At 47.7% G+C, this 20,081-nt stretch carries 19 protein-coding genes; 12 read left to right on the top strand and 7 right to left on the bottom strand.

What is annotated here, in order from left to right; translation table 11 throughout:
• Window positions 1-83: 83 nt before the first annotated feature.
• Window positions 84-2,045, top strand: coding sequence for a transglycosylase SLT domain-containing protein (locus tag KZ771_RS11150; RefSeq protein ID WP_290653507.1), 1,962 nt, complete (start codon window positions 84-86; stop codon window positions 2,043-2,045).
• Complete coding sequence (locus KZ771_RS11155) at window positions 2,038-2,652, top strand: YigZ family protein (RefSeq protein WP_290653509.1); 615 nt, start codon at window positions 2,038-2,040, stop codon at window positions 2,650-2,652. Before KZ771_RS11150 ends, KZ771_RS11155 begins: the two co-directional genes overlap by 8 nt.
• On the opposite strand, the gene trkA is transcribed toward KZ771_RS11155, so the two are convergent.
• The 4 genes from trkA to def are packed head-to-tail and all read right to left on the bottom strand — an operon-like array spanning window position 2,649 to window position 6,827.
• Window positions 2,649-4,025 carry a Trk system potassium transporter TrkA gene (gene trkA / locus KZ771_RS11160; protein ID WP_133540771.1) on the bottom strand — a complete coding sequence of 459 codons (1,377 nt, stop codon included), beginning with the start codon at window positions 4,023-4,025 and terminating at the stop codon, window positions 2,649-2,651. The genes KZ771_RS11155 and trkA overlap by 4 nt on opposite strands.
• Window positions 4,022-5,341 carry a 16S rRNA (cytosine(967)-C(5))-methyltransferase RsmB gene (gene rsmB, locus KZ771_RS11165; protein WP_290573381.1) on the bottom strand — a complete coding sequence of 440 codons (1,320 nt, stop codon included), beginning with the start codon at window positions 5,339-5,341 and terminating at the stop codon, window positions 4,022-4,024. Before rsmB ends, trkA begins: the two co-directional genes overlap by 4 nt.
• The gene (gene fmt / locus KZ771_RS11170; protein ID WP_290573383.1) at window positions 5,341-6,303 is read right to left on the bottom strand and encodes a methionyl-tRNA formyltransferase; all 963 of its coding nucleotides are present in this window, start codon (window positions 6,301-6,303) and stop codon (window positions 5,341-5,343) included. Before fmt ends, rsmB begins: the two co-directional genes overlap by 1 nt.
• On the bottom strand, window positions 6,303-6,827 hold the full coding sequence (def, locus tag KZ771_RS11175; protein ID WP_133540768.1) for a peptide deformylase: 525 nt from the start codon (window positions 6,825-6,827) through the stop codon (window positions 6,303-6,305). Before def ends, fmt begins: the two co-directional genes overlap by 1 nt.
• Before the next feature lie 63 nt (window positions 6,828-6,890).
• Between def and dprA the strand changes: the two genes are divergently transcribed.
• Genes dprA through aroE form a run of 6 tightly spaced genes read left to right on the top strand, consistent with a single transcriptional unit; the run spans window position 6,891 to window position 11,299 of the window.
• Entirely contained in the window at window positions 6,891-7,928 is a 1,038-nt protein-coding gene (gene dprA / locus KZ771_RS11180) for a DNA-processing protein DprA (protein ID WP_290653511.1), read from the top strand.
• Between the two features lie 3 nt (window positions 7,929-7,931).
• Window positions 7,932-8,405, top strand: a complete 474-nt coding sequence (locus KZ771_RS11185) for a DUF494 family protein (RefSeq protein ID WP_290653513.1) — start codon at window positions 7,932-7,934, stop codon at window positions 8,403-8,405.
• Window positions 8,406-8,440: 35 nt separating this feature from the next.
• Window positions 8,441-8,962: a topoisomerase DNA-binding C4 zinc finger domain-containing protein gene (locus KZ771_RS11190; RefSeq protein ID WP_290653515.1), complete on the top strand. Its 522-nt coding sequence runs from the start codon at window positions 8,441-8,443 to the stop codon at window positions 8,960-8,962.
• A 35-nt stretch (window positions 8,963-8,997) separates the two neighbouring features.
• Window positions 8,998-9,558, top strand: coding sequence for a Sua5/YciO/YrdC/YwlC family protein (locus tag KZ771_RS11195; protein WP_290653517.1), 561 nt, complete (start codon window positions 8,998-9,000; stop codon window positions 9,556-9,558).
• On the top strand, window positions 9,555-10,487 hold the full coding sequence (hemF, locus tag KZ771_RS11200) for an oxygen-dependent coproporphyrinogen oxidase (RefSeq protein ID WP_290653519.1): 933 nt from the start codon (window positions 9,555-9,557) through the stop codon (window positions 10,485-10,487). Before KZ771_RS11195 ends, hemF begins: the two co-directional genes overlap by 4 nt.
• 2 nt (window positions 10,488-10,489) lie before the next feature.
• A complete protein-coding gene (aroE, locus tag KZ771_RS11205; protein WP_290653521.1) occupies window positions 10,490-11,299 on the top strand; it encodes a shikimate dehydrogenase in 810 nt (269 codons plus the stop codon).
• Here aroE and KZ771_RS11210 read toward each other — a convergent pair.
• Window positions 11,268-12,884, bottom strand: a complete 1,617-nt coding sequence (locus tag KZ771_RS11210; protein WP_290653523.1) for a VRR-NUC domain-containing protein — start codon at window positions 12,882-12,884, stop codon at window positions 11,268-11,270. The genes aroE and KZ771_RS11210 overlap by 32 nt on opposite strands.
• Before the next feature lie 404 nt (window positions 12,885-13,288).
• On the opposite strand from KZ771_RS11210, the gene polA reads away from it, so the two are divergent.
• Window positions 13,289-16,060, top strand: coding sequence for a DNA polymerase I (gene polA / locus KZ771_RS11215; RefSeq protein ID WP_290653525.1), 2,772 nt, complete (start codon window positions 13,289-13,291; stop codon window positions 16,058-16,060).
• Window positions 16,061-16,200: 140 nt separating this feature from the next.
• Here the strand turns inward: polA and KZ771_RS11220 are convergent, their stop codons facing one another.
• Together KZ771_RS11220 and yihA are read right to left on the bottom strand one after the other, a co-directional pair.
• Window positions 16,201-17,127 (bottom strand): DMT family transporter, encoded by a 927-nt coding sequence (locus KZ771_RS11220; protein WP_290653527.1) that lies wholly within the window; start codon window positions 17,125-17,127, stop codon window positions 16,201-16,203.
• Window positions 17,111-17,713, bottom strand: a complete 603-nt coding sequence (gene yihA, locus KZ771_RS11225; RefSeq protein WP_290573675.1) for a ribosome biogenesis GTP-binding protein YihA/YsxC — start codon at window positions 17,711-17,713, stop codon at window positions 17,111-17,113. Before yihA ends, KZ771_RS11220 begins: the two co-directional genes overlap by 17 nt.
• Window positions 17,714-17,935: 222 nt before the next feature.
• On the opposite strand from yihA, the gene KZ771_RS11230 reads away from it, so the two are divergent.
• From KZ771_RS11230 to KZ771_RS11240, 3 genes are all read left to right on the top strand, one after another.
• Window positions 17,936-18,562 carry a c-type cytochrome gene (locus KZ771_RS11230; protein WP_290573669.1) on the top strand — a complete coding sequence of 209 codons (627 nt, stop codon included), beginning with the start codon at window positions 17,936-17,938 and terminating at the stop codon, window positions 18,560-18,562.
• A 589-nt stretch (window positions 18,563-19,151) separates the two neighbouring features.
• The gene (yihI, locus tag KZ771_RS11235; protein WP_290653529.1) at window positions 19,152-19,607 is read left to right on the top strand and encodes a Der GTPase-activating protein YihI; all 456 of its coding nucleotides are present in this window, start codon (window positions 19,152-19,154) and stop codon (window positions 19,605-19,607) included.
• On the top strand, window positions 19,607-20,059 hold the full coding sequence (locus KZ771_RS11240; RefSeq protein WP_290573667.1) for a DUF2489 domain-containing protein: 453 nt from the start codon (window positions 19,607-19,609) through the stop codon (window positions 20,057-20,059). Before yihI ends, KZ771_RS11240 begins: the two co-directional genes overlap by 1 nt.
• Window positions 20,060-20,081 lie beyond the last annotated feature (22 nt).

Genomic DNA, 20,081 nt, shown 5'->3' on the forward strand with positions numbered 1-20,081 from the left:
AAAATAGCTTTAAGTTAAGGTAGAGAGAGTTTGGCGCGAATAAGCCAATTTTTCAACGGTTATTTAAACATGCGTTTGAATTAATGAAAAAGCAGTCGTTTATCATTCGTTACAGTCGCTACATAGCGACTGCCACATTTGCCTTGGCAACAGTCTTATCTGTTAACGCTAAGCCGCAAGCTGTGCCTGACGAGCGTTTGGCAGAACAACGAGAGTTATTTGTTAAGGCTGAATACGCCGCTAAGCGCGGCAGGTTAGCCGAATACCGACAATTGCGGGCTCAACTAACCGATTATCCGCTGTTGCCATATCTTGAATTAGAACGTCTCCAGCAAGTTGGTTATTTAGCTAATGAGGAACGTGTTTTAACGTTTTTGCAGCAGTACGAAGGCACCCCTCTTGATTGGCAGTTGCGACGCCCCTGGCTTGACTATTTGGCAGGGCAAAAAGAAGAGGAACGGTTTATTCGCGACTTTCGTTATCCCGGCACACTAACGCATCGATGTCAGTTAATTAGTGCCGAGCGTAATCAAGGGCTTGAAAATGAACCCTTTATCAAGAAGGTCGATGGCGTTTGGTTACATGGTTTTTCAGTGCCGACAGCGTGTGATGGGATACTAAACGAATGGGCTGAACTAGGTGCCCGAACAACGGAAAAAGTCTGGCAGCGCATTAAACTTGCGGCAGATGGAGGCAACGCCACGTTAATACCTTATTTAACAGGACTTATGCCTGATAATATCCAGTATCTTGGCGAGCTTTTCCACAAAGTCCGTTATTCCCCCGCAGCTATCCATTCTGACAACCGTTGGTTAGGCCGTGATCCAAAACGCGAAGCAGAAATTGCGACTTACGCGCTTAAAAAGCTAATTTGGCGAGAAGAGAGCCTGGCGCTTTCTTCCTACGACAAACTCATTAAGCGGTTGCCGTTTAGTGCGGAGCAAAGAGAGACGATTGCAGAAGAGTTTGCCGTAGCACTTAGTTTAAAAGACCACCCTGAGGCTAGGATATGGCATCAACGCGTGCCATTAACCGGGCTTGATGAACGCACCTTACAATGGCGCCTGGCCTCGTACTTGAAAGACCGTGATTTCGCTAGTTTGAGGCAAACCATTTCAAGTTTGCCGGCGGCGATTGGCGGCGGCGCTCAATGGCGTTATTGGCTTGCCCGTGCAAGTGAAATTACCGGTAATGAACTGGCGGCTAATGAGATCTATACCGAACTGGCAAAAGAACGAAACTATTATGGTTTTATGGCGGCCGCACGTTTAGGTCAGCCGGTTAATTTAGAGCGTGAACCGGTCGATGTTAGTGTGGTGGAGTTAGAATCGGTTAGAAATCATCCCAGTGCGCGCCGTGCTTACGAATTTATTCAACTTGAACGGTTTGTTGATGCCAGACGGGAATGGAACCATTTATTAACGCAACTGGATGGTAGCGAGCACAAAGCGGCTGCATTGTTGGCGAGTGAATGGGAGTGGCATGACCAGGCCATTTGGACTCTAGCTCAAATTGGCTATTTTGATGCGGTAAGTATTCGTTTCCCGATGGCTTATGGGGAGCTGTTGTCGTCCGCCTCAGACAAAGTAGGCATCGATCCGTCGTGGGCGATGGCGATTACAAGGCGCGAGAGTGCCTTCAGAGCTGATGCATATTCTAGCGCCGGGGCGCGTGGTTTGATGCAGATTTTGCCGAGTACCGCGCGACGGTTAAAAAATGACAATATTAGCTACAGACAGCTGCATCGCCCGGAAGTGAATGTTGAGCTTGGTACTTATTACTTAAGTCGTTTAAATAACCGCTTTGATAATAATCACTTACTGGCTACGGCATCTTATAATGCCGGCTATTATAAAGTTCTGGATTGGTTACCGGACTCACCGACGCCTGCCGATGAGTGGATTGAACAAATCCCTTATTACGAGACTCGTGATTATGTCAAAGCGGTGATGACGTATCAGCAAATCTATTTCATGCTGCACGAGGGGCAGGGCAATCTTTTTGAACGCCTGGAATCGATGATGATACAGCCAGATTATGACTAAAGATTATCAACGCCCGGTAGCTTGCAGCGTACATGAAATTGAAATAAAAAATAGCCGGTTTATTGCCATTATTGCGCCGGCTTTTCGTGCTGAGGACTGCGCTGAGCTGCTGAACCGAGCGCAAACCGAGTGGCCCAAAGCGAGTCATTACTGCACCGCAAGCATCGTTGGTTCGCCAACTAACCAACCGGCTCTTGCGTCTAGTGATGATGGGGAGCCTTCCGGCACCGCCGGGCGCCCGATGTTGATGGTGCTGCAGAATGCCGGGCTTGGTGATATTGCTGCGGTGGTAGTTCGCTACTTTGGCGGAACAAAATTGGGTACCGGCGGTTTACAACGCGCTTATAGTCAGTCCGTTGCTGAGGCTCTCGAAACGTTAAAAACAGAACTGGTTGTTTATCGCTGTAACTACCAGCTATCCTATCCGTATGAATTACAGGGCAACATTGAATCGCTGTGGAAGCAGTTTGATATTCGTGTAGTGCAAAGTGATTTTGCGGAGCGAGTAAAGCAAACGGTTGGCGTTATACCTGAACAGCTAGACGCGCTGCAGGCAAAGCTGGATGCGGTATCTCAGGGACAAGTCAAATTAACCTTGGTTGATTAAAAGAACATCGCGCTGGGTTCAAATAAACGCTCGACCTCATCGATATATTTTTTATCCAATAAAAACATGATGACGTGATCATCCGACTGTATGATGGTTTCACTGTGTGCCATCAATACTTCGGTGCCTCTGACAATGGCGCCAATTGTGGTACCGGGAGGTAACTTCACCTCTTTAATTGCCTTACCGACAACTTTAGACGTTTTTTCGTCACCGTGAGCAATTGCTTCAATTGCTTCAGCTGCACCTTTACGAAGTGAGTAAACGTTAACAATGTCGCCGCGACGAACATGTGTTAATAGGGCAGAAATGGTTGCGCGCTGGGGCGATATTGCAATATCAATCTCACCACCCTGAACAAGGTCAACGTAAGCACTTCGTTGAATCAAGACCATCGTTTTGCGGGCGCCCATGCGTTTAGCCAACATTGCCGACATGATGTTTGCTTCATCATCGTTGGTAACGGCGATAAAAACATCGATGTCCTCGACATGTTCTTCCTCTAACAGCTTTTGATCGGATGCATCGCCCCTAAATATCAGGGTATGCTCCAATCGTTGAGAGAGCTCTTCGGCACGGGCTTCGTCGCGTTCGATTAACTTGACGCGATGGTCACTTTCCAGTTGCTGTGCTAAGCCGGCACCAATATTACCGCCGCCAACAATCATGATGCGTCGGTACTTGGTTTCCAACTTTTGTAGCTCTTCCATTACCGTGCTGATATGGCGTGTATCAGCAATAAAGAAAACCTCATCATCAGCTTCGATAATGGTCGTGCCGGTAGGGCGAATAGGGTGCCCCTGACGGTAGATAGCCGCGACGCGAGTGTCGATATTGGGTATGTGCTCGCGCAACGTCGAAATCGCGTGACCAACCAGTTTACCGCCATAATAAGCTTTTACTGCTACCAGGCTAGCTCGGCCGTTTGCAAACTCCATTACCTGCAATGCACCGGGGTAGTCGATAAGCTTCTTAATATAATTAGTGACCAGTTGTTCGGGAGAGATGATGTAGTCGACCGGAGCATCATTCTTATGAAACAGCTGGTCTCTGTAACGGATATACTCTTCGGACCGGATGCGTGCAATTTTGGTCGGCGTATTGAATATAGAATAGGCGACCTGGCAGGCAATCATATTAGTTTCGTCGCTGTTTGTTACAGCAATGAGCAGGTCGGCATCGTCAGCTCCTGCACGCCGAAGCGTATCGGGATGAGCACCATTACCAACGACAACTTGTAAATCATATTTGTCCTGAAGCGCTTCGAGTAAGTCCATGTCAGTATCAACAACGGTTATATCGTTGCGCTCACCAACTAAGTTTTCAGCTAGCGTACCGCCAACCTGACCTACACCCAGGATAATAATTTTCATGGTCGTTTTTTTAGCCTTGCATAAAAGAATCCGTCGCCGCCTTCTGGCTCTGGAAGCTTTTGCAGCATCTCTGCATGTTCATTAATAGGAATTAGACTAGCATCATCGTGGGAAGCTAGAAAGGCGTTAATTTGTTGTTCGTTCTCGCGCGCCAAAACCGAGCATGTGGCGTAAAGTAACTCGCCGCCAGCGGCCAGCGCTTGCCAAACGGTTGTTAGAATATCTGCCTGCAGCACGACCAATTTATCAATATCGCTGTTACGGCGTAGCCATTTAATGTCCGGATGCCGCCTGATGACGCCGGTTCCTGAACAGGGCGCATCCAGTAAGATACGATCAAAGGGGTGGCCATCCCACCAGGAGTCAAGGTTACTAACATCGGCACAAATAACCTCAGCCGGTTGGTTTTGGCGTGCTAAATTTTCCGTGACGCGCTGCAACCGTTTTGCATCGACGTCTATGGCGGTTAATGGGGTTTTGAAGGAGTGCGTTTCAAGCAGGTGCAGCGTTTTACCGCCGGGTGCCGCACAACAGTCCAATACACGATGACTATCGTCAGCCTGTAATAACACGCCGGCAAGTTGAGCTGACTTATCCTGCACCGATACCGTACCTTCTTCAAAGCCCGGTAACGAGTTCACCAGGCAAGGCTTTTCTAATCGTATCGCCGAGGCAACCTCATTATCGATGTAACCGTTGATACCTTCTGCCGCTAATGCGTTGCTATAGTCATGAGCATTAGTTTTGGTCAGGTTTACCCGCAGCCACATCGGTGGATGTTGATTGTTGGCTAGCAGAATTTGTTGCCAGTGATCCGGATAATCATGTTTTACTGCATCAACAAACCATCGAGGATGGTTAAACAACTCATCTTCTGGCAACGTTCGTTGATCGGTAGCATCTCTATCAGGTGCCTCACGCAGCAGCTGTCGTAATACACCATTGACAAGACCGGTATGGTTCTTACGTTTTAGTCGTTTTGCTGCTTCGACGGTAGCACTGACTGCGGCATGATCTTTAGTTCGCAAACAATAAAGTTGGTAAGCGCCCACTAACAACAAGGAGTTTAATATAGCCAGCTTGCCCTTTAGAGGCTGTTTGAGTTTGGCGGCGACGAGTCGGTTAAGTGCTGGTAAAAATCTGAGTACGCCATAGCTGATGGCTTGTGCCAGGCGTTTGTCACTTTCAGCTAACGCAGCAGTTTCAGCCGGGAACGCTGTATTCAGGCTCTCACCATCATTCAAAATTCGGTGCAGTACTCGTGCTGCTGCTGCACGACTATCCGCGCCTGATGCCTTACTGTTTTTGTTGTCCATTAAGCGAGCGTCTTACCCTTACAGAAAATAGTTGCGTAGCCATTAACGAGTGTTGCTGCGGGCTGAGGCTTTTTACCGGGTACTTGAGCTTCAAGGATTCTCAAAGTGCCTTGGCCACAGGCAATATCAAGCCCTTCGTTTGATGCGCGCACGATGGTGCCTGCTGGCGCGTCTGCGGACTGTTTTAATTCCTCTGCAGCCAGTACTTTTACCATCGACTGTCCACCTTTGAACCCTTCAATATCAAACCACGCTGTTGGCCAGGGGAAAAACGCGCGCACGTTACGTGCTAACTGCTCTGCGCTTGCTTGCCAGTCGATGCGGCCCTCTTCCTTACTCAGCTTGCGAGCGTAGGTTGCTTGCGATTCGTCTTGTGGTTTAGCGTTATCGATAAAGGTGGGTAGATCATCGAGTACCGATATGAGCGCCTGCGGTCCGAGTTGTTCAAGTTTAGCGTAGAGCGTTGCAGAAGTTTCTGCTGCGCTGATCTGGCAACTGACTTCATGTAAAACGGGACCAGTATCTAAACCCGCTTCCATTTGCATGACGGCAACACCTGATTGGGTGTCACCAGCCCATATGGCGCGCTGAATCGGCGCTGCGCCACGCCAGCGAGGTAACAGCGAGCCGTGCACGTTGACGCAACCGTAACGAGGAATGTCTAAAATCGCTTGTGGCAATAACAGACCGTAGGCCACGACAACCATGACATCTGCATCAAGCTGCTCTAGCTCGGATCGGGCATCAGCCGTTTTGAGCGACTCAGGCTGATAGATCGGGAGCTGATGTTCAATGGCGACTTGCTTAACCGCTGACGGCTGCATTTTCTTACCGCGCCCGGCAGGCCTGTCCGGCTGAGTATATACACCAACTACGTTATGCTCAGTTTGTAGTAATTGACGTAAATGCTGTGCCGCAAAATCCGGGGTGCCTGCGAAAACAACGCGAAGAGATTGACTCATTATTCGGCATCCGCCGTCATTTTTTGCTGTATTCGTTGTTCTTTTTCGAGCTTCTTGCGGATACGGTTCTGTTTTAAAGGCGATAAATAATCCACAAATAACTTACCGTTCAAATGATCCAGCTCGTGCTGAATACAAATCGCCAATAGGCCTTCCGCGTCCAAACTGAACTTTTCACCATTGCGATCCAAAGCTTCGACCGTAATGCGTTCTGCGCGTTCTACCTTCGCATACACACCAGGGAAAGACAGGCAACCCTCGTCGTTGGTGAAATGGCCCTCAGCTTTTGTAATCTCAGGGTTAATAAACACCAACGGCTCGTTCTGATCTTCGCTACAGTCAGCGACAAATAAGCGCTTATGAACGTCTACCTGAGTGGCGGCCAGGCCGACACCCTGAGACTCATACATGGTCTCAAACATATCGTCTACGGTGGCGCGCAGCGCATCATCAACGGTCGCTACCGGTTCTGCAACCTTGCGCAAACGCTCATCCGGATATTTTAGAACCGTTAACTGAGACATAAAAATACTCCATTGCTTTGACTACCCTTAGTTTAACGCATTTTAGGGGGATAAGGACAGTCCATGAATCAACAGGATGTATGTATATTATTGGGGCTTAATCGTGCAAACCAAGAGATAAGAAAGGCTGCGAGGGAGCTGAAAAGTACCAGCGAGGTAATTGACCGATGGGGGCAATCGCTAAAACCGGTAGACGCAAAGTGGGTTAAGGCTACGTTGGCTTGGCAGGAATTCAGCAATCAGGGAGTGATAGGTTTTTATGATCATGAATATCCTGACCGTTTAAGGCAAATAGATGATCCGCCCTGGCTATTGTTTTATCAGGGACGAGCAGAGCTGATTAACGCTACTGGTATAGCTATCGTAGGTTCACGTAAAGCATCACATAGTGGCTTGCATGCCACCGATTGGTTTGCCGGTGAATGCGCCGAAAACGGCTTGGTGGTGGTCAGTGGGCTTGCTATGGGTATCGATGCGCAAGCGCATAAATCAGCAATCGAAAGTGGACGCACAATTGCGGTGTTAGGCACCGGGATTGATCAAATCTATCCTGCGCGGAACCGACAATTACATCGATTGATATCCCATCAAGGCGTACTGATTTCTGAATTCCCACCGGGGATTCAAGCCCGAATGGATCATTTTCCACGACGCAACCGTATTATTAGTGGCATAAGTCATGGTGTGGTGGTGATGGAAGCAGCGCTGCGCAGCGGCTCTATTTCGACTGCGCTTGCTGCAATAAATCAAGGTCGCCATGTCGGAGCGGTTCCCGGACCTTTGTTTGCGTCGGAGCATGAGGGCTGCCACTGGTTAATTCGGCAGGGTGCGGAGTTGCTTTACCACCCTCAGCAAGTTGCCGAATGGGTCGGAGTTGATTTTAAACAAGGCCCTGCCAAGACTCAGCCTCAGCCAATCACAGAAAGCTTGGCAAACGATAAATTGTTAGCTAATGTGGGGCTAGAGGTCACTAGTGTCGATAAGTTAATCGAACGTAGTGGTCTTTCTGCAGCCAAAGTAACGGAACAATTATTATTACTCGAATTACAGGGCGCTGTAGCAGCAGTACCGGGTGGTTATATCAGAGTGGGGAGGCGCTAAACTATGTTTGATATCCTCATGTACTTGTTCGAGAACTACATTCACTCGGAACAAGAGGTCGTTGTCGACCATGATGAGCTAACTGATGAGCTTGCCCGGGCAGGTTTTCATCGACAAGAGATCCAAAAAGCACTGGCTTGGCTGGAGCGTTTAGCCGATTTGCAGGACAGTGAGGGAAAATCTTTCTTAACCTCTCAACCGTCGCAGTCGGTTCGGATTTTTACCGAGCAGGAAGTTTCCCGGCTCGATTGTCAGTGCCGGGGTTTTTTGATTTATCTCGAAAATCTCGGTGTGTTAGACTTTGCAACGCGAGAAATGGTCATCGACCGGGTAATGGAGCTTGAAACTGCAAACTTTAACCTTGATGACCTTAAGTGGGTTGTGTTGATGGTACTGTTTAATCTGCCAGGTCATGAAGCGGCTTACGATCAAATGGAAGGTTTACTATTTGAGGAGCCAGACGGGCCATTGCACTAAACAGGCGTCAGTAATGACGGAGGTAGTCAGGTTTAATGCAGCGTTGTCCGGAATGTGGTAGTGAATTGCAGGTAAAGCATAAAGGGCATAACAGCTTTTTAGCGTGTTCTGCATTTCCTGCCTGCGAGTATACCCAGGGGTTGCGTGACCAAGCCGATATCGAGCCTGAAGGGCTAGGTGTTGAGTGCCCTGAGTGTGGACGTGAGCTACAGTTAAAAAGTGGCCGTTATGGCTTGTTCGTCGGCTGTAGTGGTTATCCTGGCTGCGATTTTGTTGCAGAGCCCGACCAAAACTCATCGCAACAACCGACTGTTGCCTGCCCTGAGTGCCAACGCGAAAGCCGTGACGGCAAACTGATCCAGAAAACAACGCGAACAGGGCGGAGCTTTTACGCCTGCGATAAATACCCACAATGCGAGTTTTCAGTAAATCTCCCGCCAATACAAGCAACCTGTCCGTTATGTCAGTATCCATTGCTGTTGCGTAAAAAGCAGCATGGTGTCGAGCGCCACGTATGTGCGCAAAAATCCTGTGATTACAAGTCTGACGCGTTATAATTTTGACTAACTTTTATATGTTGGAGAACTAAGCGTTGACCCCAGATGATATTACTTCGGCGCGAGAAGCGTTGCTCGAGGGCGTAATTGCCTATCCAACGGAAGCTGTTTTTGGTTTGGGCTGTGATCCCACTAACGATATTGCGATTCAAAAAATACTGGATCTAAAACAGCGTCCCGTCGACAAGGGACTGATTTTAATCGCAGCGGATTACAGCCAGCTATTACCTTATGTTGATGATCAGGCCATAGGTCAGGATAAACGCTTTTCGGTGTTCTCTCATTGGCCCGGACCAACAACATTAATTTTGCCCGCGCGCAAATCCGTATCTAATTTACTAACCGGTGGCCGAGAGACCATAGCAGTGCGCGTCACGGCTTTCGAGCCGGCACGGGAACTGTGTCGAAAGCTGGGAACGCCGCTAGTCTCAACCAGTGCAAACCCAGCCGGTGAAGAGCCTGCTCGCACAGCCGATGAAGTTCGAGCGTATTTTGGTGATGCACTAAACTGGATTATGGATGCAGATGTCGGCGGGGCTGCTGCGCCGAGTCAAATTATCGATCCCTTGACTAAAAAGGTATTTAGACAGTCATGAATGAACAAAAACTGAAGCCCGTACTCGCTTACCTGATGCACTTGCAAGATCAAATCTGTGAGCGTATTGAAAGTCTAGATGGCGAGGGTCAGTTTCAGCAGGACCAATGGCAGCGGGAGCAGGGCGGTGGTGGCCGTTCGCGGGTAATGAAAGAGGGCAAAATTTTTGAGCAGGCTGGTATCGGCTTTTCCCATGTTTATGGCGAGCAATTACCCAAAAGTGCGACCGCTCATCGTCCTGAATTAGAGGGACGAGACTTTAATGCGTGTGGCGTCTCGTTAGTGTTTCATCCCAAAAATCCGCATGTGCCAACGGTGCATATGAATGTTCGTTTTTTTATTGCCGAAAAACCAGGCGAAGAGCCGGTGTGGTGGTTCGGTGGAGGATTTGACCTGACACCTTTTTATGCTGTTGAAGAAGACGTCATTTATTGGCATCAACATGCGAAAAAGACCCTGGATGCCGTCGACGATACCTTGTACTCAAAATATAAAACCTGGTGTGATGATTACTTTTATCTAAAGCATCGCAACGAAGCGCGAGGTGTTGGAGGGGTTTTTTTTGATGACTTAAATGATCGTTCTTTCGATGATGCATTTGCTGTCATTAAAGCAGTTGGTGACGCGTTTTGCGATGGCTATGAACCGATTGTACAAAAACGTAAAGATACTAATTACACAGACCAACAGCGGCAGTTTCAACTATACCGCCGCGGGCGTTATGTAGAATTTAATCTAGTCTGGGACCGCGGAACCCTTTTCGGTTTGCAGACCGGAGGCCGCACTGAGTCAATTCTTATGTCGATGCCGCCGATGGTGCGGTGGGAATACGACTGGGCACCAGAGCCAGGTTCTCCGGAAGCTGCGCTTACTGAGTATTTCTTATTACCCAAAGACTGGGCAAACATGAGCCCCGGCCAAGGCGGTTAGTTATGCGTCGTTTTTGCGTCTTCGGCAATCCGATAAGTCATAGTCGCTCGCCGGATATTCACGCTCTGTTTGCAAAGCAATACGGACATGAAATCAGCTATAAAAAGCAGCTTGTTTCCCTGCATGGTTTTGCGCGCACTATCGCAACGGAATTTAATCAGGGATTAGCTGGCGCTAATGTTACCGTGCCGTTTAAACAACAGGCCTGGCAGCAGGCGACAAAATTGACCGAGGAAGCGCGCGCCAGTGGTGCGGTTAATACGTTAATTCCATTACCAGCCGGAGGGCTGTTAGGCGCAAACACGGATGGCGCGGGACTACTCCGCGATATAAGAAGACAGGGCATCGATATTGCTGGCCGTAGAGTTCTTATTTTAGGGGCCGGCGGCGCAACACGAGGTGTTTTAAAGAATATCCTGGACGCAAACCCCGAGACTGTGTGGATCGCTAATCGTACGGCAATTAAAGCACAGCAACTCGGCGATGGACATGCAAATGTTCGGGCAGTAACAACTTGGCAGACGGTTAGTGGCGTCGATATTGTTATTAATGCAACGAGCGCCTCCCTATCCGGCAAGCTGCCTGATGTACCTACCACCGTGCTTGGTGGCGCGCAGTTTGTGTATGACATGGTTTATGGTCCCGGCAGAACATCGTTTTTAGCCCACACAGCCGCGGTCAGCGAAGCTCAGCTTAGTGATGGCTTAGGCATGCTGGTCGGGCAGGCTGCAGAGAGCTATCGACTGTGGTGGCAGTGTGAGCTTCCTCAAATAGCGCCGGTTATTGAGCATTTAAGGCATTCAATGGATTAACGTTCAATACGATTACATTGACATCATTCTGGGTTAAGTGTCGTAACCACCGCTGTTGGTTGAGCCGCAGCGAATCGCCCGGAGCTTTAACTTCAACTAATTTAACCTCGCCCTGCTTATACAACCAGAGATCAGGAAAGCCACTACGATTGTTCTTTACGTCGAACGCAAGGCGCTCGAAAATATTGCACCACACGGGAATAGGTATTCGGTCTAACCAAACAATAACATCGTCAAGCTGCTGCCACTTCCATGGAATAAATGGGTTTGCCAATCCTTGCTTGGTCTGCAATTGGTGTCTAATCCGTGACTTAACGACATCGGGATGCTTTGCCAGCGATGTTAGCCGACGTTGAATCTTGGCCTTACGCTTACGGTAAAAACCGGGTGAATTAAGATCGCGGGGACCGCGCTGAAACGGATGAATAAATGCACCATCGACGTCGGCGAAGATGATATCCCAGAAAATGAGCCCAAATAACGACTGCACAATTATATTCTCAGCGTGAAGGCCACTCCAGCCCTGTGCTACGTAATAGGCGAGCGCGGCCTGTTCGACCTGTCGGGGCTTGAAGTCTAATGCTGCTGCTGCGCTGGGTATAGCGAATTCAGCATTGCCATTATGCTGTTTAAACCAACGTTTGAGTAACTGTGATGCAACGTTGCGTTCTGGCTCATCCCATGGTCGTTCGACCATGTCCAGCAGCAATGAATAGCAAGTATCAGAGTCTAATTTATATAACAGCCTTGCCTGACGTTCGCGACTCGGCGGCCTTTCAGCGTATCGATAAAGCCGTAAAGCTAAGTCAATCTGCTTGGCTCGCTCGCAATCACGGGCTATCCGGTTTATTAATTGGTTAGTTTTGTTTTTCAGACGCTCCGGAACGTATTTTATCAGAGGGTTATTAATTAAACCTTGCGCCAGTGCAATGACTTCATCGTGGCTACTCAGTTCCCGGTAGTAGCGTCGTATAGATTCTAACTGGCAAAAATAGTGGAACGTCTCCTGATCAGGAAATACCGCGTGCGGACGAATGTGATAGTTCTCGTAGCGAACATGGCCTAGTGCAGCAACAACAAACTCAGAAATTTGCTGGTGGCTATTGCCAAAGAACAGCATCGATAGCTCATTAAAGCAGTCATTTTGTCGCAGCCGAACAAGCTCGCCCGGCAGCGTAGAAACCGCAGTTGAAAGCTCCTCCACCAATGACTTTTTATCGGTTTTAGTTGTTCGTTTTAGATTATAAAAGTTACTGAGTTCAGCTATCGTAAAAATGAGCAAACTGTCTTTATCAGGCTCTTTAACGGATTCAATCCAACCGCGGTTGTTAAGTGTTTTTAATGCAATAGGTATATTAATTTCGCCATACGACAAGCGATCGACCCGGAATAACTCGCCCTTACGCATAAACAGCCTCAACCAAAGACATTGAGCATCTTTGGGTAAGGCAAGGTACTCAGCTAATATCGTGCGCTGCCTAACTGACAATAATTTGTCGTGATAAGTTAAGACCCAGCGCCGGACGACATCAAAATTATGCCAGTAGTAAAAGGGATCGTTGGCGTCAGCTAGTTGCCAATGCATTGAAATACCGAATAAAAAAATGATTGTTTATAAGGAATACGTGAATGTCTTACAAAAAGGTCTAAGAAAATATCACATAGTCCTAGATCACTAAAAAATTTGTGTTAATCTAACTGACCGTTTTGCACTGAAGTCTCGTTGTGCATCAAACGGATAAAAAATATTTCCACACGGGAATATAAAAATAAAAAGATGGGCACAATGGGATGCCTGCTGTATTAAACCCCTTCAAAAACAAGCCTTTGCAGTCGAAAGCGACACGGAAGAAAATTATTTTCTTGCTGTGGAAGAACTAATTGTCAACAGAGTTATCCACAAGATATACAGTTGCTGTCGCTAGCCTTGCTGGTCGACCTATGGCATCCTTTGCCAACTATGCAAAAGCGATACGACAGGCTCAATTAATGACCAAATCAGTACCCGAAAATCCCTTTGTTCTTGTTGATGGTTCCTCTTATTTATTTCGTGCGTTCCACGCTCCGCCACACCTGACCAATTCTAAAGGTGAACCGACCGGTGCCATATACGGCGTTGTTAACATGTTGCGCAGTTTACTTAAGCGCTATAAGCCAGAAAATATGGCCGTAGTATTTGATGCAAAAGGGAAAACGTTTCGTAGCGATATTTATGCGGAATATAAGGCACACCGGCCACCGATGCCAGATGACCTGCGTAGCCAAATCGAGCCGTTGCACGATATTGTAAGAGCAATGGGATTGCCTCTGTTATGCATAGACGGGGTGGAAGCTGACGATGTTATTGGTACCCTGGCCACGCAGGCAGGCGAGGAAGGGCGCTTTACGCTGATTAGCACCGGCGATAAAGATATGGCGCAGCTGGTCAATGAGCACGTCATGCTGATCAATACCATGACCGATACCTTGCTGGATGAGGCGGGTGTAAAGCAAAAGTTTGGTGTTGAGCCAAACCAAATTATTGATTACCTCGCACTGATGGGTGATAGCTCGGACAACATTCCGGGGTTGCCGAAAGTTGGTGAGAAGACTGCACAAGCTATGCTGCAAGGCATTCCATCGATTGACGCGATTTATGAGGATATTGACGCGGTAACGCAGTTAAGTTTTCGGGGCGCAAAATCAATGCCGGCCAAGTTAACCGAGTTTCGTGATCAACTACTGATGTCACGCGAACTGGCCACGATTAAATGTGATGTGGAGCTGGAGTTTAGCCCGCAACAACTGGCGATTGAGACTGCTGATAATAAGAAATTAGCCGAGTTATACGGGCAATGTGAATTCCGCCGCTGGCTGGGCGAGTTACATGAAAGTGGTGCAGCTACAGACCAGGCACTAGGTATTGAAGCTGGTGAATCTGACGGACCAGAAACCAGCATCTCACATGACGATTATAAAACCCTGTTCACCGAGCAGGAGGTTCGTGACTACCTCGAAACATTGCAACAGGCTGAATACTTTGCATTCGATACCGAGACTACCAGCCTTAAGTACATGGAAGCCGAACTGGTTGGTGTTTCGCTGGCAGTGAAGGCTGGCGAGGGCGTTTATATACCGGTGGCACATGATTACATGGAAGCACCGGATCAAGTCGACCGTGCGTGGTTGCTGGAGCAGTTAAAACCGCTTCTTGAAGCTGAAACACCACAAAAAGTAGGGCAGAACCTTAAGTACGACGCACATATATTGCGTCGTTATGGTATTCGTCTTGGCGGCATAAAAAACGACACCATGCTGGCTTCCTACGTATTTAACAGTGTGGGTTCGCGACACGATATGGATACCCTGAGCCTGCAATATTTAAATCATAAGCCGGTGAAGTTCGAAGATATTGCCGGCAAAGGCGCGAAGCAGCTGACATTTAATCAAATTGCGTTAGACCAGGCTGCTCCGTATGCAGCAGAAGATGCGGATGTGACACTACGGCTGCATGACGTGCTCTGGAACAAAGTAAAAGACACCAGCGATGAGCTCATGTCGGTACTTTGTGACATCGAAGTGCCGTTGATACCGGTGCTTACAGACATGGAAGAGTATGGCGTAAAAATTGACGCTGATATGCTGGCGCAGCAGAGCCACGATATCGAGCAGCTATTAACGGAATATGAACGTAAAGCGTTTGATATCGCTGGTGAGGAGTTTAATCTGGGCTCAACCAAGCAGTTGCAGCAGATTTTATTCGAAAAACTTGAGCTGCCGGTTATAAAGAAAACGCCAAAAGGTGCTCCCTCGACCGCAGAAGATGTGTTACACGAGCTTGCGCATGACTATCCTTTGCCGGACGTGATTCTGCGCCATCGTAGCTTGTCAAAATTAAAATCAACGTACACCGATAAGTTACCGAAAATGATTAACCCTGGTACTGGCAGAGTGCATACGTCATATCAGCAAGCGGTCGCTGCAACGGGTCGACTTTCATCGACTGATCCTAACCTGCAGAACATACCGATCCGTACCGAAGAGGGTCGTCGTGTTCGCAAGGCGTTTATCGCGGAAAGCGGTTATAAAGTGGTAGCTATCGACTATAGCCAAATTGAATTGCGGATTATGGCGCACTTATCCCAAGACAAGGCGCTGCTTACTGCGTTCGCTGAAGGTAAAGATATTCACCGTGCAACAGCGGCTGAAGTCTTTTCGTGTTCGTTGGACGAGGTTACCGATGAACAACGGCGTCGAGCTAAGGCCGTCAACTTTGGTCTAATCTATGGTATGTCGGCTTTCGGCCTGGCTCGCCAATTGGATATTCCGCGGTACGAGGCGCAACATTACATGGACCGTTATTTTGAGCGCTTCCCAGGGGTGCTCAACTACATGGAAGAGACACGCAAACTCGCGAAAGAACAAGGGTATGTGAAAACACTTTACGGCCGTCGTCTGCCGCTACCTGACATCAAGGCGTCTAATGGTGCCCGACGCAAAGCTGCGGAGCGTGCTGCAATAAACGCCCCTATGCAGGGGACTGCTGCTGACATCATTAAGCGCGCAATGCTCGCGGTTGATGAGTGGATAGCGAAGCAGCAATGCCAGGATGACGTACGAATGTTAATGCAGGTACATGATGAACTGGTTTTCGAGATTGCTGAGCAAAAAATTGATACCTATGTGAAAAAACTTAGTGATGTCATGGAGCAGGCAGCGAGCCTGGATGTGCCGTTAATTGCAGAGGCCGGTGTCGGTATAAATTGGGACGAAGCACATTAAAAAATTTGCATCATTATGAACTTTTTTTAAGCGACTTAGTCGGAGTAAGTGAGGGCAAGTTATTGGACTGAACAAACCAGCCCTCAAAAATTGTTCTCCCTGGATTGTAGTTTTCGCCCGACTCATTGAGTCGGGCTTTTTTATGGCTGTTTGTCTTGCTTCGGAATACCAGCCATTCCTGAACGGCCTCGACGGTTAGCAAACCAAACACCAACTAAAATGGCCAGCATGCCTAACCCGTGTTGGAACAAAAATACTTCACCGTCAAAAATTCCCAATAGCATTGCAACAATTGGAATTAGGTAGGTCACTGAACTGGTAAATACCGTATTGGTAAGCTGAACTACGTGGTTAAATATAATTAATGCGCCGGCTGTACCTACCACACCAAGCACGAGCACGGCAGCCAGGGACAGCATCGCATTGGGTTGTTGTACTTGCTGAATAAAATCGGTGCCGGTAAATAAATAAATCGTTGCTGGCACACTGGCCATTAACAAACTAACGCCGGTAATCGTTAAAGGGCTAAGGTCCGCAATCTTATGTTTTATCAGGTTAAGGTTCATGCCGTAGCAAATGGTAGCGACTAAAATAAGCAGCGCATAAGCATTAAAATGCCAACCGCCGTCAGCACTTGCTGTCATTAAAAGCAGGGTACCCAAAAGGCCAACCATAACGCCGATTATTTGAGTCAGCTTGGCGCGTTGATGGAACAATGTTACGCCGATAATCAAGGTTGCAATGGGTGTTAATGCATTTAGGACGCCGGTTATACCACTGGCTATCTGTGTTTGCGCAATCGCAAACATAAAAGCAGGGCCAAGACTTCCTACCAGCCCGACACTGGCAAGCTTAGCCCAATGCTTTGGTGTGATTTTATTCAGTCTCTTTGCTACCAACGGAAGTAACACAAGGCCTGCAGAGGAGATACGTAGTGCACCGACTTCCATTGGACCGAAGGCGATTAGACCTTTTTTAATGAGTAAAAAAGAACTTCCCCAAATTAGCGCAAGTAAACCTAAAAGCAACCAAGCTTGAGCCGGAGCAGAATCATTCGTCTGCGTCATAACCAAACCATTGATTCAATTTAGCCTCGACTTTATCGACACCAAACTTTTTCAGCGAGGAGAACGCTTCAACTTGCACGTCGCCATTAAAAGCGATGGCGGCCTGGCGAGCTTTTAATACGATATTTTTTCTTGCCCCCTGCTTAAGCTTATCCGCTTTAGTGAGTAAGGCTAAAACCGGGATGTCGCAGCTAACCGCCCAGTAAATAAGTTCCTGATCAGTCTCTTTAAACGGATGGCGTATATCCATAAGCACAACAATACCTTTAAGTGACTCACGTTTTTGTAAGTACTCGGAAAGGGCTTGTTGCCATTGCTCTTTAACAGCCATTGGGACCTTAGCAAAGCCATAGCCGGGTAAGTCTATAAGCCGCTCGCCGGTATCCAGTTCAAACACATTAATTAGTTGTGTGCGGCCAGGCGTTTTACTGGTTCGCGCAAGCGACTTTTGCCGTGTTAGTGTATTGAGTGCACTCGACTTGCCGGCATTAGAACGTCCCGCAAACGCGATCTCGATACCGGTATCATCGGGAAGCTTGCGAATATTCGGTGCGCTGGTAATAAATTTTGCGGTTTGATAATTAATCGCTTTGGATTCCGACACGGTTTGGTTAACTCTTGGTTGGGACTTAGTGTATATTTCAGCCGCCATTATGACGGATCTAAACACTGCCGCCAATGATCAAATCGTGATCGAATGCGTTTTAATCGTTTAATCCACACGAGTTTTGTGTAAAATAGCAATCTATCGAATCGAACGCGATGTATGTCGGCGACCTCCGCCTCCAGAGATACAAGAGAAGCAAACATGAAAAAATTCGCAATCATTTTGGGGTTATTTCTTGGCTCAACCGGTGTTGCCCTGGCACAGCAAGGTGACCCGGAAGCTGGAAAGAATAAGTCACAAGTCTGCGCCGCGTGTCACGGCCCTCAGGGACAGTCGCCAACCGATATGTACCCGCACCTTGCCGGACAGCATGAGAAGTACTTGTTTAAACAGCTGATGGACTTTAAAGCTGCAGCTGAGAGTGGCGGTGAAGAAGGTCGTAATAACGCCATCATGATGGGCCAGGTTGCCAGCCTGTCACAACAAGATATGGCTGATTTGGCGGCGTTCTATGCGTCACAGGATGAACCTAAGGGCGATACGCCTGAAGAGCTAATTGCATCCGGAGCTGACTTATACCGTCGCGGCAACCCTGAATCTATGGTTCCATCTTGTGCAGGTTGTCATGGACCAAAAGGTAACGGTATGGGCTTAGCAGCGTTCCCGGATATTTCAGGTCAATACCCGGCATACATTAAGTCGCAATTAAAAATGTTCCGCAGCGGCGAGCGCGCTAATGACCCGAACGGCATGATGCGTGGTGTGGCCGAGAAGATGACTGACGAAGAAATTGAACTGATGGCGGAGTATTTGCACGGACTTTACTAAGGCCGGGTTCGATAACGTAAAAAGGCGACAGTGATGTCGCCTTTTTAGTTTCTGTAGTAGAAGAGTTTGATTATAACAAAAATTATATTATGTAACTGTTTTGGCTACACAAAAACAAAAAGTTATAAAAAAGTTGATTTTTAGACCAATAAAATCATTGATTAAAAAAATCAATCAAGTAGTCTGTACAACGTCTGCAGGGCAATTGCGCTAAATAATAAAAACAAGCTCGCAGATAATAACAACAAGATCGTTTTTAAAACGGCTTAACTCGACACATAAAAATAACAAGAGGTCGAGGTTGATTATCGAAAATCAGAACAACAATGAATCGATAATCCAGGGAGTAAAATTGTCACGAGCAATGGAACTCCTACTCTATAAAAACAATAACAAAACTAGGTTACGGAAGACCGCAATAACAACTCGGAAGCAGTGACAACCATTCTCATAATCGCAGTGCGCTGCCAAATATGAGAAAGACAGGCGATGCGAAAGCATCGCCTTTTTTCTTTCTCATTCAATACTCACTGACTAAACTACCCTCTATACGTTACAATACCCGTTATTGTCAGTTTTAGGAGTGAGTATGACTCGCCAGAAAAAATCCAGAAAGCCAGGTCCGCTAGCGCCCGCCAAGAAACCCAAAGACCATAATGATGGTGTAAGTTCGACGCAGGGCAAGAAAAAAGGCAAAGGCCAAAAGCCGGGACAGCGGCATAACGTATCAACCGCTAAAACTGCGTCTAAAAGCGGAACTGAAGGTCAGAAGACTGACCCTCGTAAAGGTAGTCGTCGCAAAATTCCGTTAGTGAACCCTGTTGAAAAGCCCGAGGTCAAAGCGCTTACCCCAGCAGAAGAACTACATCAGCTTGAGCAAGACCAACGGCTGCAGGCTTTGGTTGAACGGTTTGAGCAGGGCGAGACGTTATCGGAGCAGGAACAAGCTTATCTGGACGAAAAATCCGATCGCTATGAACAATTAGCAGAACAATTGGGTATTGATCTAGATGACGACGATGAGTGGGACGACGAGGAGTACTAATGTCTGCTACAGCGATTATTGTAATTCTAATTGGTATTGCCATCATTATGGCTCTGGCATTTTACGCAACCAAACTGGTGCGACGGCTAAAATACCAAAACCAGTTACGCGATGCAGCCGTGCAGAAGCGTGTGGACCGAATTGACGAAAGCATCATCACGATAGCGAAAGCTATGCAGCAGGAGCAATGTCCTTTGTCAGAAGGCTGTTTGAGAATCGTTGTATTGCTGGATCACAGACCCGAATCTGTAGAATACGATTACGCCAAAGATTATCCGGCGATGCATGAGATGTATGACAAAATCAAACACATGCCAACACATGAAAACCGTAAGAAGTTTCCGAAAAAGAAAATTCGTGAAATGGATAAAGAGCGTGAAGGTTACGAAGTCAGTATGAAAGAGACCATTCAAGCTGACGTCGAACGCTTGCTAAACCGGTTTGTTCAGTGACGGGCCAGTACGGCTCAATGAG

This window comes from Idiomarina sp. (genome assembly GCF_019431395.1).
Classification (GTDB): domain Bacteria; phylum Pseudomonadota; class Gammaproteobacteria; order Enterobacterales; family Alteromonadaceae; genus Idiomarina.